Here is a 13,771-nt window from a genome sequence, read left to right as displayed (position 1 = left end):
CGCTTGGTTGATCGTTTCAGTTTGGGTGCCCGAACGGGCTAGACGTCGTCGACACGGGCGCGGAACACCAGGTTGATCTGGCGGGTGTCGCCCGTTTCGACCCGGGCCGCGACAGCCCGGTAAAAGTTCAGCGACACCAGCACGCCGCGCGACAGGATCAGGTTGGCATCGACCAACGCGTCGGAAATGGCAGCCGCCACATCCTTGGCACTGGCAAAGCCCGCGCTGTCGGTCACAACGGTGACGGTGAATTCATGCTCTGCCCCACCCCCGGTCTTGTCCGACCGGTCCCGCGCGGTTTCCGGGCCAAGGGCCACGTACAACCCGGGAAGGGCTCCGGTGGGCAGGGCGTCATAGATCGCCGTTCCGACCAGCGCGGTCACAGCCGGATCGGTCGACAGATGCTGATAGACGGCAGCCTGAAGCGCCGCCGCAACGCCATAGCTCATGTGACCACCTCCTCATGGGCGTGACAGACAAGGAACCGCGCATCCGCGTCCCATTCGGTGACGGCATTGATCTGGAACACCCGCGTCCCATCCCGTAGCCGCTGTTCCGGCAACGGGCGGCGGGGCGATCCCACCGGCGCGGCCCGCAAAACGATGCGATAGGCCGCCTTGGACAGGGGCGTGGCGATGCCCGCCGCCTCCCGCCCCGTGCGGGCGTCAAGATCGGCCCACAGGGTGCCCAGCGCCGTCCAGGTCACGGAATAGCCGCCAGCGCCGTCCGGCACGCGCACCGGCGCCTCCAGCACCAGCTTTCGGTTCAACCGGGGGCGTCTCATCCGCGTCCCCCCGCAAACAGGCGGACCGTGCGGTAGCGGTCGATCAGGGCGGCCACGCCCTGCGGCATCGCCCCGCCCGTGCCCCGCATATCATGGCGGAATTCGTAATAATGGGCGGCCAGCATCAGCACAGCCTGCGCCAGATCGGCGGGCAGATCGGCCCAGTCGGGCCCATAGCCCGCCATGAACACCACACGGGCCGACCCGCCCGGCGGGATCGTCGGCAACGCGCCCCCAGTCGCCGCAAGGCGCGGACGCTGGCTATCCGGGATCAACTGGTAGGCCTGAACACTCACGCTCGTTTCGATCCCGTCGCGCCCGGCGATCCGCAGATCGGCAATCGCGCTGACCGGGGCCACCTGCAGGGCCTGCTCGGCATGGTCGCGCCATGCGCTCAGGGTCCAGCTGAAGTCCCGCTCGATCAGGATCTTTCCGGTCCGGGCCTCGACCGCGGCCAGCGCGGCACGCAGGTAGGTCTCCAACACCGCATCCTGCAGACCATCATCGGCAAAGCCAGAGCCAAGGTGCAGGTGCTCTTTGAATACGGCCACGGGAAGGGCCGCCTGGGGCACCGTGGTCTCTTCGACTAACATCATGGAATTACTCCGATCTCCGGTCCACGTTGGCGATTGGACCGGACGCACGCCGCGCACCCCCGTATTGCTCGGACGGATGGGAGCAGCTGGACAACACGAGGCCGTTTCACCCCGGCGCGCGCCCGGCGGGACCGCCCTGTCGGGCGGCCCCTTCGGTCATCAACCCTTAGGCGATGCCGAACTTCAGCAGCTTGATCGCGGCAAAGTCGGACACCGCACCACCGACGCGCTTGGTGGCATAGAACAGCACATGCGGCTTGGCCGAGAACGGGTCACGCAGCACGCGCAGGTCCGGACGTTCGGCAACGGTGTAGCCCGCGCCGAAGTCGCCAAAGGCGATCGAGGCGCTGTCGGCGGCCACATCGGGCATGTCCTCGGCGATCAGCACCGGATAGCCCATCAGGCGGGCCGGTTCACCCGCGGCCAGACCGTCCGACCACAGGAAGCGGCCATCGGCATCCTTCAGCTTGCGGATCAGGCCGGCGGTCTTGGAGTTCATGACAAAGCTGGCCCCGGCGCGGTATTCAGCGCCCAGCGCATAGACAAGGTCGATGATCGGATCGCCATCGGTGATGTCCCCCGCAACACCAGTGGTGACATAGCCGATATTGCCCCAGGACCAGGTGCCATTGGCAACCTGTGCGTAGTCCAAGAAGCCGCGCGGCTTGTCGATGCCGTCACCGTTGATGAAGGCAGCCGCCTCGGACCGGGCGAACTTGTTGGCGATGCGCTCGGCCAGCCAGCCCTCGATGTCAAAGGCGCTGTCGTCCAGCAGGCGCTGCGACGCCTTCGGCAGGGCCGACAGCTCGTGCAGCGGAATGGTGATGCGGTCGATGGTCGGGGTGCCTGTTTCGGTGGTCGGATCGACCTCGGTCGCCCAGCCCGCACCCATTTCGGTGTGGTCGATCAGCACGTCGAACGACGTGGCATCGACGTTGACGACATTGGCAATCGCCCGGATCGACGCAGTGGAGGACAGGGTTGATTTGATGGTCTCCGCGGTCTGCGGATCCACCAGATAGCCGCCATCAGCGGCCACGGCGGTGGACATCGCCTTACCTTCAAGGGTCAGCCCGCGCAGCGCGTCATCGTCGCCCGACCGCAGATAGGCGGCAAAGGCCTTCTGGTGGGGGGCTTCAACCTCGGCGCCCGAGGCAAGGACAGGCCGCGCGGCCATCAGGGATTTGCGATCCAGCTTGTTCATACGTTCTTCCTGTTTCTGAAGCTTGGCATCAATGCCGTTGGAAAAGTCTTTGAATTCGGTGACGAAATCGGCGATCGCCGACTTCAGCTCCTCAGCCGGAGACGAAAGCTCCCCGGCCCGAGCCTTGGTCTCGGGTTTGCTCATCAATCAGTCCTTCTTGATGTGAAACGCCGGCTCGGTCAGTCGTCCGGGGCCAGCAGGCTGCGGGCATCGCGAAATGCCGCTGCCATCTCACGCAGGATCGCCGCATCCGGGGTGTCCCCCTTGGCGCCGACCCGCGCATCGGGAAGCATGGGGAACGTGACCAAAGACACCTCCCACAGCTCCAGCTCGGACAAGAGCCGCTGACCCTTGTCATTCTTCGTGGCCCGGATGGTGCGATAGCCGATCGACAGACCGTCAATGGCCCCCGCCGCCACAAGGGCCGCCGCTTCGCGCCCCTTGGCCACGTCGGTCAGGATCCGGCCCTTGACCCAAAGGCCCTTGCCGTCTTCCCGCACCTCGTCCCAGATACCGATGGGCTGGGTCGGGTCGTGCTGCCACAGCATCCGCACCTTTCCGCCCTTCGCGCCCAGCCGCGCCAGCGACGCCGCATAGGCCCCCGGCTGCACCACATCGCCGCCCTGATCGGTTTTGCCAAAGAAAGAGGCGTAACCTTCGATCAAATGACCATCAGTGACCTGCACCTCCTGGCCCAGGGCGCAAAACTTGTGTTCCAGTTCCATATCCTGTCCCTTCAATTGCCGCCGACCAGCGCCGCGACGACCTCGATCCCCACCAGCGCAAAGGCGGCGCAGACGATCAGCCAGACCTGTTTTTCCAGACGGCCAACCACGAATTCGATCTTGCCCAGACGCACATCCATCTGCGCGAACCAGAAATCCGACACCGGGGCCGGGTCGCGGCGGGGTCGGCCCTCCATGTCCACGACGTCACCCTTCATCGCCGACCTCCAGCGCGGGCAGGCCCAGCAAGGCGCGCTTTTCCGCGTCAGTCAGGAAACTCGCCTCGCCCACGCGGCGCCACTGCGCTTCGCGCTCGGCGGCAAGGGCCGGGATCTGGTCAAGGTCAGGACGAATATCCAGCCGTTCATCGGTGAAATCCGACAGCCAGTCCGCCAGCGTCGCATAGACCCGGGTCGCCAGCGGCAGGACGGTCAGGCGATAGAACGCCCGGTTCGCCTCTTGATAGTTCGCATAGGTCGCGTCGCCCGGAATACCCAGCATCATCGGCGGAATACCGAAGGCGATGGAAATCTCCCGCGCGGCGGCCTCTTTGGTCTTCTGGAATTCCATGTCCGACGGCGAAAAGCCCATCGGCTTCCAGTCCAGCCCACCTTCCAGCAGCATCGGTCGGCCCGCGTTTCGTGCCCCCTGATGCTGCGTCTCCATCTCGGTCAGCAGGCGATCATATTGGTCCGACGACAGGCTGCCCTGCCCGTCCGCGCCCTTATAGACAATGGCCCCCGACGGACGCGCGGCATTGTCCAACAGCCCCTTAGACCAGCGGCTGGCCGCGTTATGCACGTCAATCGCGGTGGCGGCGGCTTGCAAGGGCGAAAACCCATAGTGGTCATCCTGCGGATGGAACGACTTGATATGGCAGATCGGGCTGGCATCGGAACCGACGGCAAACCGGTGCTTGCGGCCATTGACGGTATAGTCATAGGCGACGGGCCAGCCATCGGCGCCGGGAACAAGGCTCATCCGGTCGGACCGCAGCACATGCATCTCCACCGGCAGGGCCTCGCCCGCGACAGCCTCCACATACGCGTTGCCGGTCAGCAGAAGCTGGGCAAAGACCGCTTCCATCAGCTCGGCCCGTCCCTGAAGCGCATTGGGGCGCGACAGCAGCGCCTGCACCGGGTGCGTGTCATAGCGGCGTTCCCGGTCCTGCAGAACCAACGGAAGGGCCGCGGCGGCCTCGGCAATCATCTTGACCGCGCGAAACCCCACCGGGTTTCCCGCAAAACCGTTCTTGGTCAGCGACACAACATCGCGCGGGCTCCACGCCACGCGGCCAGAGGCCAGCGCGACAACCTTGCCCGTGGCCGAGGCCTTCGCCTCCATGCTGGCGGGGCCGGTCGCCTCGGGCCGCTTCAGAAAGTCAAACATCCAATTCTCCTCGATCCTGCGTGCCGCCGGAAACGCGGGCTGCGGTGCGTGAGGGGAACAATCGGATGAAATGCTAAAGAACGGGCTGACCCACCGCGCGGTGGGCCACGCAACGGGCCAAAGGCTATTTGTAAGGGATCAGGAGGACAGAGAGGCGCGAATCTGGTCGAACCCCTGCGCGATATCGGCGTGAATCGCATCGCGAACGCGGGCCGCATCCCCGTCCCGCAGGGCTGACAGCGCGTCTTCATGCATGTCCGGCAGGTTGGAGGTGCCGAACCGGCCGCACATGACCCGCAGCGACGGTCCCATGCGCAACCACAGCGTGTCGGCGATCGAAATCATGATCGTCGCGCCGGATGCCGCATACAGCTCGGCATGAAACTGGTGGTTCTTCGTCAGATAGGCTTTCACGTCGCCCCGCGCGATGGCGCGGTTCACTTCGTTGTCGATCTCGGTCAACCGGGCAATCTGTTCGGTCGAAACCTTCTCCGCCCCCCAAAAGGCAAGTTGGGGTTCCAGCGCCAGTCGGGCAAAGGCCAACTCGTCCAGCTGTGGCAGGGTCAGGACAGGGACAGACACCCGACGGTTGCCCTGAAACTCCAGCGCGCCTTCCGAGGTCAACCGGCGGATCGCCTCGCGTACGGGGGTCATACCCGCGCCCAGCGTCCCGATCAGCCCCTGGATGGTCACCGCCTGCCCTGGTTCCAATTCACCACACAGGATCATCTCGCGCAGGCGCTGATAGACGATCTGGTGCTCCGGCTGTTTTGCGGGGATGGCTGGCACGTCTGGGGTTCCCTTCATCGGGCATGAACATTGGCCCCATAATGCAGCGCCGGACGAGTATGATCAAATCCAATCGGAAATCGGGTCAAAAAGGGTTTTCTTCCCCACGAGAAAATGACCAGATGCCGCCAAACCGCCGACCATAGGACCACGCCGATGTCGATCTCTCCTGCCCTGCTCGACCGCCTTTCCGATCCGACCCTGATTCCCGCCGCAGGGATCATTGCCGGACGACAGGTTCATTCGGCCCCCAATGGGCGCACCTTCGACGTGACCGATCCGGCCACCGGCGACCGGGTCGCAACCCTGCCCGACCTCGGCCCCGAAGCGATCAACGAGGCGATTGACGCAGCGGCACCGGTGCAAAAAAGCTGGGCCGCCCGCACCGCCAAGGACCGCGCCAACACGATGCGCCGCCTGCATGACCTGATCCACGACAATGCCGACGATCTGGCCACGATCCTGACCGCCGAGATGGGCAAACCCCATTTCGATGCCAAACGCGAAGTGCTCTACGGTGCCTCCTATATTGAATGGTTCGCGGAAGAGGCCAAACGGGTCTACGGCGAGACCATCCCCTCCATGGCCGAGGACCGGCGACTCATGGTGCTCCGGCAGCCGGTCGGGGTCGTGGGCGCGATAACGCCCTGGAACTTCCCCTCCGCCATGCTGGCGCGGAAGATGGCCCCGGCACTGGCCGTCGGCTGCGCCATGGTTGCAAAACCGGCCGAGGCGACGCCGCTGTCCTCTATCGCACTGGCGGTCCTGGCCGAACGGGCGGGCCTGCCTGCGGGGCTCTTGTCGGTTGTTCCGGGGCTGGACGCCGCCGGGATGGGACAGGCCATGTGCCGCCACGACAAATTGCGCAAACTCAGCTTCACCGGCTCGACCGAGGTCGGACGCATCCTCATGCGGCAGGGCGCGGACAAAATCCTTCGGCTCTCGCTCGAACTCGGCGGCAACGCGCCCTTCATCGTCTTCGATGACGCCGACCTTGAGGCGGCGGTCGACGGCGCGATGGCCTCCAAATACCGCAATAACGGCCAGACCTGCGTCTGCGCCAACCGGATCTACGTGCAATCGGGGATCTACGATGCCTTCGCCGCCCGCATGGCCGAGGCCGCACAGGGGCTGACACTGGGCAACGGGTTCGACGCCGACACCACGACCGGCCCGCTGATCGACGCGGCGGCCCTGGCCAAGGTCGAACACCATGTCGCCGATGCCATCGCCAAGGGTGCCAAGGTCGCCACCGGCGGTAAACGGTCGGATGTTGGAGCGCTGTTCTACGAACCAACCGTGCTCACCGGCGTGACGGCCGACATGCAGGTGGCGTGGGAAGAAACCTTTGGCCCCGTCGCCCCCCTCTTCCGTTTCGAGACCGAGGAAGAAGTGCTTGGCGCCGCCAATGCCACAGACTACGGGCTTTCGGCCTATTTCTTCACCCGCGACATGCGGCGGGTCTGGCGCATGGCCGAGGCGCTGGAATACGGGATTGTCGGGATCAACACCGGGCTGACCACGTCCGAGGCCGCGCCCTTCGGCGGGATCAAGCAGTCGGGCCAGGGGCGCGAAGGGTCGCGGCACGGGCTCGATGACTATCTGGAAATGAAATACCTCTGCCTCGGCGGCATCGGCTAGGGCGCCCACCACGCGGGACGGGCGCCCCAAAGATCACAACAACCGCAGCCGGGGGCGGCGATATTGGGCCGCGGGCGCGACCATCAGGTCATGCAGTGCCCAGACCAGCGCATCCACGCGGTCAGGCGACCCGCGCCCGGTAAAGCCACGGGTGGTCATCTCGCACATCTGGTCTTCAAGCTCTGACAGCCCGCGCATATGCGACACCCGTCCCTGTTCATAAAGCGCGGCAACCGGCTCTGCCCGGGCGGCCTTGCCCTTGCCCGCGCGGACCGCACGATAGGGCACCAGCGGGTCGATCTGGCGAATGACCTCCTCGACCATATCGCCGCCTTGGTTGACCTCCGCTACCAGCCGGTCGGCCCCGTGCCGTTCCATCGCCGCAAGCGCCGCCCGCGCCCATTCGTTGGGCGAGGCCGCGCCGACGCTGGCATCCTCAAGGACATAGGCCCGCCAGTTCTGCGGCGGGCCATCGGTGACCACCCCGGCCACGACGATCCCGCACAAGTCGGACCCCTTGTGGCCCGTCACCGGCGGATCGACGGCGACGACGATCCGGGCCAGTTCGGGCGCCTTGTCCACCGCGCAGGCAGCGATCAGGTCGTTGGTCCACAACGCGCCCTCGATATCGCCCAAGAGCATGCCATCCAACTCCTGCCGGCCCAGTCGGGTGCCCGCATAGCGACGCTGTACTTCCTCAAGGAACCCAGCCGCCAGATTGGCCGCGTTCGCCGTGGTCGGCGCATGGGTCATGACCGTGCTCTCGCGGTCCAACAGGTCGCGCAGAACTGGGGCATTGCGCGGGGTCGTAGTGATACAGGCACGCGGGTCATCGCCCAGCCGCAACCCCAGTTGCAGCATGTCCCAACTGTCCTGACCGCGCTTCCACTTGGCCAGTTCATCCGCCCAAAGCGCATCAAACTGCCACCCGCGCAGGGATTCCGGATCATGCGCCGACAGGACATGCGCCGTGGCCCCATTCGGCCAGACCAGCATCTTGCGGCCCGAAATCCATTGGGGGCGTCGGTCCGGCGGCGAACAGGCCATGATGCCGCTTTCGCCAAAAACCATCACCTCACGAGCCTGATCGGCGGTTTCCCCGACCAGGCCGATGCGCCGGGCCGGGCCCCGGTCGCGCGGACGCGACCCTTCGACCATCGACCGGACCCACTCTGCCCCGGCACGGGTCTTGCCCGCGCCGCGCCCGCCAAGGATCACCCAGTTGCGCCACTCTCCCTCCGGCGGCAACTGGTGCTCCAACGCCCAGAACTCGAACAGATAAGGCAGCGCGCGCAAATCATCTTCATTCAGGGTCTCCAGAAACTTCTCCTGCACTTCGCGCGCGGCGGAGGCTATCCAGACGGCTCCCGATCTGGGCCCGGACGGCGTCAAAGTCGATGTCTCCGGCTCGTAAGCCGCTTCCGTATTTTTCATGGAACTTCTCCTCGGCAGCGCGAAAGTTCAGATACAGCTCATGCAGCGATCGCAGCGCCTGCCGAACCTCGGTTGTCTTGGTTGCTTCTGTTTGCTCGATTGCGGTGATCTGCGCCGCCAGCACCGTCTGGGCGCTGGTCAGCACGTTCAGGATTTCACCCAGCTTTCGCTCGGCTTCGGCCACCTCACCATTCCGGCCCCGTTCTTGTGTTGTCATGTGGGTCTTGTGCCTTGCTAGGGGTTCGTCCATTGAGACGAAAAACGGCCCGAAGGGTCGCCCCCGGGCCGCGTCACACGTCTTCCAGCATGTCACAACTTATACGCGAAACCGGGCGGACGGTCAACGCGTTGCGCAACCAACCGCCCGGTATCATTCAGGTTTTCGAAACCTATTGGTTTGCCGCCGCCTCGGCCTCCAGCGCCCGATAGGCCGCCACATTGCGGTTATGATCGTCCAGCGTGGCCGCGAAATTATGCCCGTCCCTCGGATCAAGCGTCTTGGCCACGAAGAAGATATAGTCGGTTTCTTCCGGGTTCATCACCGCCTCGATCGACAGCCGGCCGGGGTTCGCGATCGGCGTCGGCGGCAGGCCCTCGATGACATAGGTGTTATAGGGGGTTTCGGCCCGCAGCTCGCTTTGCCGCAGACCTCGGCCCAGAACACCGACGCCGTTGGTGATGCCATAGATCACCGTCGGGTCCGTCTGCAGGCGCATCCCACGGTTCAAACGGTTCTCGAATACGCTCGCCACCGTGCGGACCTCGTCATAGCCGCCGGTTTCCTTTTCGACGATCGAAGCCAGGATCAGCGCCTCCTCCGGCGATGCCAGCGGCAGCCCTTCGGCCCTGCCCGCCCAAGCCTCTGCCAGGATCGCGGCCTGACGGTCTGTCATGCGGTCGATGATCGTAGCGACCGGCGTGCCCGGCGTGAACTCATAGCTGTCAGGGGCCAGCGACCCTTCGGGCGGGACGCCCTCGTAATCCGCGCCAAGCGTATCAATGGCGTTCAGCGTATCGACCACCTGCCAGCTGGTCACGCCCTCGGCCATGGCCACGCGGTACCGGGTGTCGGACTTCTCCTGCACCTCAAGATAGGCGGCCGGGATCTCCTCGGCGCCGCGCTCGAACTCTGCCACCTCGACATAGCGGTTGTCGGCCGGGTCCAACTCGCGCACCTGAATGACCGACCGGGTCACCCCGATCCGATAGACCACCTCGGTGCCGCAGGTGCTGGCACCCCCACGGGTGATGATATCGGTGATCTCTTCCATCGTGGCGCGCGGCGGGATCAGGAAACTCCCGGCCTTCAGCTGGCCCGACTTGTCCGAATAATCGGCGCCTATCCGAAAGATCGACCCCGAACTGATCGCCCCCTGCGATTCCAGATCGCGCGACACGGCCCGCATGTTGGTGCCGCTTTCGACCCGCAGGCAGATCGCCTGCACCAGCGGTCCTGGCTCCGAATACTGGCGCGCGCCAAGCATCACCACCCCGGCCAGAAGGAACAGGACAATGATGAAGAATGTCAGCGCGTTAGAGGCGATATGCCGCCACATCAGGAGGGTTTCCCGAACAGCACGCTCGCATTGGTGCCGCCGAAGCCGAAGGAGTTCGACAGGGCCACGTTAATTTCCCGCTCGCGCTTGGCGTTGGGGGCCAGATCGACCTTGGTTTCCACCGCGACATTGTCAAGGTTGATGGTCGGCGGCGCCACCTGATCGCGGATCGCAAGGATCGAGAAGATCGCCTCGATCGCGCCAGCCGCTCCCAGAAGGTGGCCGGTCATCGACTTGGTCGACGACATCGTGACCTTGGACGCCGCATCGCCCATCATCCGCTCGACCGCGCCCAGTTCGATCACATCTGCCATGGTCGATGTGCCGTGCGCGTTGATATAGTCGATATCCGCCGGCTGAAGGCCGGCATCGGCCAGCGCCGCCCGCATGGACCGCTCGCCACCCTCGCCGTCCTCGGACGGGGCGGTGATGTGATAGGCGTCGCCAGACAGGCCATAGCCCAGAACCTCGGCATAGATCTTCGCGCCACGGGCCTTGGCGTGCTCGTATTCCTCCAGCACCACAATACCTGCGCCTTCGCCCATCACGAACCCGTCACGGTCGGCGTCATAGGGGCGGCTGGCGGCCTTGGGGTCGTCGGCGCGCTTGGTCGACAGGGCCTTGCAGGCGTTGAACCCCGCGATCCCGATTTCGCAGATCGCCGCCTCTGCCCCACCGGCAACCATGACATCGGCATTGCCGTATTTGATCAGGCGGGCGGCGTCACCAATCGCGTGTGCGCCGGTCGAACAGGCCGTAACAACCGCGTGGTTCGGACCCTTGAAGCCATAGCGAATGCTGACCTGACCAGAGATCAGGTTGATCAGCGCGCCCGGGATAAAGAACGGCGACACCCGACGCGGGCCACGTTCCTTGATCATGACGGCCGTGTCGGCGATGGACTTCAGCCCACCAATCCCCGACCCGATCAGAACACCCGTGCGGTTCTTCTGCTCATCGGTCTCGGCAACCCAGCCCGAATCCTCAACCGCCTGCTGCGCGGCCGCGATCCCGAACAGGATAAAGTCGTCGACCTTCCGCTGCTCTTTCGGCTCAAGGTATTTGTCAGCATTGAACGTGCCGTCCGTGCCATCGCCGCGCTTTACTTCGCAGGCATAATTCGTGGTCAGATGGCTGGCATCGAACTGGGCAATGGTGCCCGCTCCGGACTGCCCGTCCAGAATACGGGTCCAGCTTTCTTCGACACCATCTGCAAGAGGGGTCACAAGCCCCAGCCCAGTTACGACGACACGGCGCATATTCTGCCCTCACCTCTGTCAGGTTTCCTTCGGCCCCTGATAGCGCAGGCGGCAATCCGTGGGCAAGGGAAAGAGGCCAAGAACAGGGTATTGGGCAAAGTCCCTGACGATTTGGCGACCGCGCGCGGGCAATCATTGCGCACAAAGAAAAACGGCGCCCTACGGGGCGCCGTTTCCGGTTCGAAAACCTTCGAAAGCTTACTGGGCTTCCGAGATGAACTTCACGGCGTCGCCGAAAGTCTGGATGGTTTCGGCCGCGTCATCCGGGATCTCGATGCCGAACTCTTCTTCGAAGGCCATCACCAGTTCGACGGTGTCAAGGCTGTCAGCGCCCAGATCGTCGATGAACGAAGCGTTCTCGGCAACCTTGTCTTCTTCCACACCCAGGTGCTCTACAACGATTTTCCGCACGCGGTCAGCGACGTCGCTCATGTCTGTTCCTCACGTTCCATTTGGGCACTTCGCCCGTTCTTGCTTGCCCCGCGGGGCGGCTATGGGTCCCCAGTTGGGGATGAAACCGCCAGCGCACAAGGGCGCGCCGCGGCAAAACTGCGTGGCCTATAGCAGAGAAATCGGCCAAGGCAAACGCTTTCGGGTCATGTGACACCGGCTATGCGATCAGGTCAACGGTCCAATATGCAACCGTCGCAGACCGGCCAGCCGATGCCACCTTGCCCAAGGGTCAGATCATTGCCATGCCGCCATTTACATGCAACGTGGCGCCCGTCACGTATCCCGCTTCGTTCGATGCCAGATACAGAACGGCGGCGGCAATCTCTTCAGGCGTGCCCATGCGCGCGGCCGGAATCTGGCCGTTGATCTTCGCCTTTTGATCGTCGTTCAGCTTGTCGGTCATGGCCGTGGCGATGAACCCCGGGGCGACGCAGTTCACGGTGATTCCCCGGCTAGCGACCTCATAGGCGATGGATTTCGACATCCCCACCATGCCGGCCTTGGACGCGGCATAGTTGGCCTGCCCCGGATTTCCCGTGGCCCCGACGATGGACGAGATATTCACGATCCGGCCCCAGCGGGATTTCATCATCCCGCGAATGGCGCCTTTGCACAGGCGCATGGTCGAGGTCAGGTTGACCTCCAGCACGCTCGCCCATTCCTCGTCCGACATCCGCATGAAGATATTGTCACGGGTAATCCCGGCGTTGTTCACCAGAATATCCAGCGATCCCATCGCCTCGACCGCCCGGCCCGGCAGCGCGGTAACCGCCTCGGCATCGGACAGGTTACAGGGCAGCACATGCACCCGGTCACCCAGTTCGGCGGCCAGCTCCTGCAGCGGCGCCTCGCGGGTGCCCGACAGGGCGACGGTCGCGCCAGCCGCGTGCAACGCCTTGGCAATCTCGCCGCCGATTCCGCCGGACGCACCGGTTACAAGGGCATTTTTCCCAGTCAGATCAAACATCTGGATTCCTTTTCTGAAGTAACTTCTGAAGTTCAGCCGCGCAGGCTCTCGGCCGCGGCGGCAACATCCTCGGGGGTGCCGATGGCGCGAGTTCCCATCTCACGGGAAATCCGCTTGATCATCCCCGACAGGGCCTTGCCCGCCCCGATCTCCCAGGCTTCGGTCACGCCCTGTTCGGCCATCCACGCCACGGATTCGCGCCAGCGGACAGACCCGGTGACCTGCTCGACCAGCAGCGACCGGATGGTCGCCGGGTCGGAAACCGCGCGGGCTTCGACATTGGCCACGACCGGCACCTTGGGTTCGTTGATGTCCACCGCGTTCAGCGCCTCGGCCATCACGCGGGCAGCAGGCTCCATCAATTCGCAATGAAACGGGGCCGAAACCGGCAGCAGCAGGGCCCGCTTGGCGCCCATGTCCTTGGCAATCTCGACAGCGCGTTCCACGGCCTCTTTGTGGCCCGACACAACCACCTGACCGGGATCATTATCGTTGGCAGCCTGACAGACCTGGCCCTGCGCGGCCTGCTTTGCCACCGCAGTCGCCCCCGCAAAATCCAGCCCAAGAAGCGCGGCCATCGCGCCGACACCGACCGGAACGGCCTCTTGCATCGCCGTGCCGCGAATGCGCAGCAGGCGCGCCGTATCGGCCACGGTCAGCGCGCCCGCAGCGGCCAGCGCCGAATATTCGCCAAGACTGTGGCCCGCCACGAAAGATGCGTCTTCGATCCTGACCCCTTCCGCCTCAAGCGCGCGCATCGCCGCCAGCGAGGTCGCCATCAGCGCCGGTTGCGCGTTGCGGGTCAGGGTCAGATGTTCGATCTCACCCTCCCAGATCAGCGCCGACAGGCTCTCTCCCAGGGCCTCGTCGACCTCCTCGAAAATGGCCTTGGCTGCCGGATAGGCATCTGCCAGCGCCTTGCCCATCCCGATGGCCTGGGCGCCTTGTCCCGGAAATACGAATGCCCGCATGTT

16 protein-coding genes are annotated in these 13,771 nt (G+C 64.7%); 1 reads left to right on the top strand and 15 read right to left on the bottom strand.

Annotation, left to right across the window (positions count from 1 at the left end; genetic code table 11):
- Positions 1-38: 38 nt before the first annotated feature.
- From EU803_RS05605 to EU803_RS05570, 8 genes are all read right to left on the bottom strand, one after another.
- Positions 39-449: a DUF3168 domain-containing protein gene (locus tag EU803_RS05605; protein ID WP_129680651.1), complete on the bottom strand. Its 411-nt coding sequence runs from the start codon at positions 447-449 to the stop codon at positions 39-41.
- Positions 446-784, bottom strand: coding sequence for a head-tail adaptor protein (locus EU803_RS05600; protein ID WP_129680649.1), 339 nt, complete (start codon positions 782-784; stop codon positions 446-448). Before EU803_RS05600 ends, EU803_RS05605 begins: the two co-directional genes overlap by 4 nt.
- Entirely contained in the window at positions 781-1,380 is a 600-nt protein-coding gene (locus tag EU803_RS05595; RefSeq protein ID WP_129680647.1) for a phage head-tail connector protein, read from the bottom strand. The genes EU803_RS05600 and EU803_RS05595 overlap by 4 nt, the downstream gene beginning before the upstream one ends.
- A 166-nt stretch (positions 1,381-1,546) precedes the next feature.
- A complete protein-coding gene (locus EU803_RS05590; RefSeq protein WP_129680645.1) occupies positions 1,547-2,728 on the bottom strand; it encodes a phage major capsid protein in 1,182 nt (393 codons plus the stop codon).
- A 35-nt stretch (positions 2,729-2,763) separates the two neighbouring features.
- Complete coding sequence (locus EU803_RS05585; RefSeq protein ID WP_129680644.1) at positions 2,764-3,309, bottom strand: HK97 family phage prohead protease; 546 nt, start codon at positions 3,307-3,309, stop codon at positions 2,764-2,766.
- 11 nt (positions 3,310-3,320) lie between these two features.
- Entirely contained in the window at positions 3,321-3,527 is a 207-nt protein-coding gene (locus EU803_RS05580) for a hypothetical protein (RefSeq protein ID WP_129680642.1), read from the bottom strand.
- Positions 3,517-4,698 carry a phage portal protein gene (locus EU803_RS05575; protein WP_129680640.1) on the bottom strand — a complete coding sequence of 394 codons (1,182 nt, stop codon included), beginning with the start codon at positions 4,696-4,698 and terminating at the stop codon, positions 3,517-3,519. Before EU803_RS05575 ends, EU803_RS05580 begins: the two co-directional genes overlap by 11 nt.
- A gap of 138 nt (positions 4,699-4,836) precedes the next feature.
- The gene (locus EU803_RS05570) at positions 4,837-5,487 is read right to left on the bottom strand and encodes a GntR family transcriptional regulator (RefSeq protein ID WP_242494292.1); all 651 of its coding nucleotides are present in this window, start codon (positions 5,485-5,487) and stop codon (positions 4,837-4,839) included.
- A 156-nt stretch (positions 5,488-5,643) separates the two neighbouring features.
- Here EU803_RS05570 and EU803_RS05565 point away from each other — a divergent pair, with 156 nt between their 5' ends.
- Positions 5,644-7,128: an NAD-dependent succinate-semialdehyde dehydrogenase gene (locus tag EU803_RS05565; protein WP_129680636.1), complete on the top strand. Its 1,485-nt coding sequence runs from the start codon at positions 5,644-5,646 to the stop codon at positions 7,126-7,128.
- A gap of 33 nt (positions 7,129-7,161) precedes the next feature.
- Here EU803_RS05565 and EU803_RS05560 read toward each other — a convergent pair whose 3' ends face one another.
- The 7 genes from EU803_RS05560 to fabD form a co-directional block, all read right to left on the bottom strand.
- The gene (locus EU803_RS05560) at positions 7,162-8,463 is read right to left on the bottom strand and encodes a terminase family protein (RefSeq protein ID WP_242494291.1); all 1,302 of its coding nucleotides are present in this window, start codon (positions 8,461-8,463) and stop codon (positions 7,162-7,164) included.
- On the bottom strand, positions 8,432-8,779 hold the full coding sequence (locus EU803_RS18790; RefSeq protein ID WP_242494290.1) for a hypothetical protein: 348 nt from the start codon (positions 8,777-8,779) through the stop codon (positions 8,432-8,434). Before EU803_RS18790 ends, EU803_RS05560 begins: the two co-directional genes overlap by 32 nt.
- 172 nt (positions 8,780-8,951) lie before the next feature.
- A complete protein-coding gene (gene mltG, locus EU803_RS05555) occupies positions 8,952-10,118 on the bottom strand; it encodes an endolytic transglycosylase MltG (RefSeq protein WP_129680632.1) in 1,167 nt (388 codons plus the stop codon).
- Positions 10,118-11,377 carry a beta-ketoacyl-ACP synthase II gene (gene fabF / locus EU803_RS05550; protein ID WP_129680630.1) on the bottom strand — a complete coding sequence of 420 codons (1,260 nt, stop codon included), beginning with the start codon at positions 11,375-11,377 and terminating at the stop codon, positions 10,118-10,120. The genes mltG and fabF overlap by 1 nt, the downstream gene beginning before the upstream one ends.
- Before the next feature lie 198 nt (positions 11,378-11,575).
- Positions 11,576-11,809: an acyl carrier protein gene (locus EU803_RS05545; protein WP_129680628.1), complete on the bottom strand. Its 234-nt coding sequence runs from the start codon at positions 11,807-11,809 to the stop codon at positions 11,576-11,578.
- 250 nt (positions 11,810-12,059) lie between these two features.
- Positions 12,060-12,797 carry a 3-oxoacyl-[acyl-carrier-protein] reductase gene (fabG, locus tag EU803_RS05540; protein WP_129680626.1) on the bottom strand — a complete coding sequence of 246 codons (738 nt, stop codon included), beginning with the start codon at positions 12,795-12,797 and terminating at the stop codon, positions 12,060-12,062.
- Between the two features lie 32 nt (positions 12,798-12,829).
- A complete protein-coding gene (fabD, locus tag EU803_RS05535) occupies positions 12,830-13,768 on the bottom strand; it encodes an ACP S-malonyltransferase (RefSeq protein ID WP_129680624.1) in 939 nt (312 codons plus the stop codon).
- Positions 13,769-13,771: the final 3 nt, after the last annotated feature.

The organism is Loktanella sp. IMCC34160 (assembly GCF_004145845.1).
Lineage (GTDB): Bacteria > Pseudomonadota > Alphaproteobacteria > Rhodobacterales > Rhodobacteraceae > SELP01.
This window is presented reverse-complemented; position numbering and strand designations above follow the sequence as displayed.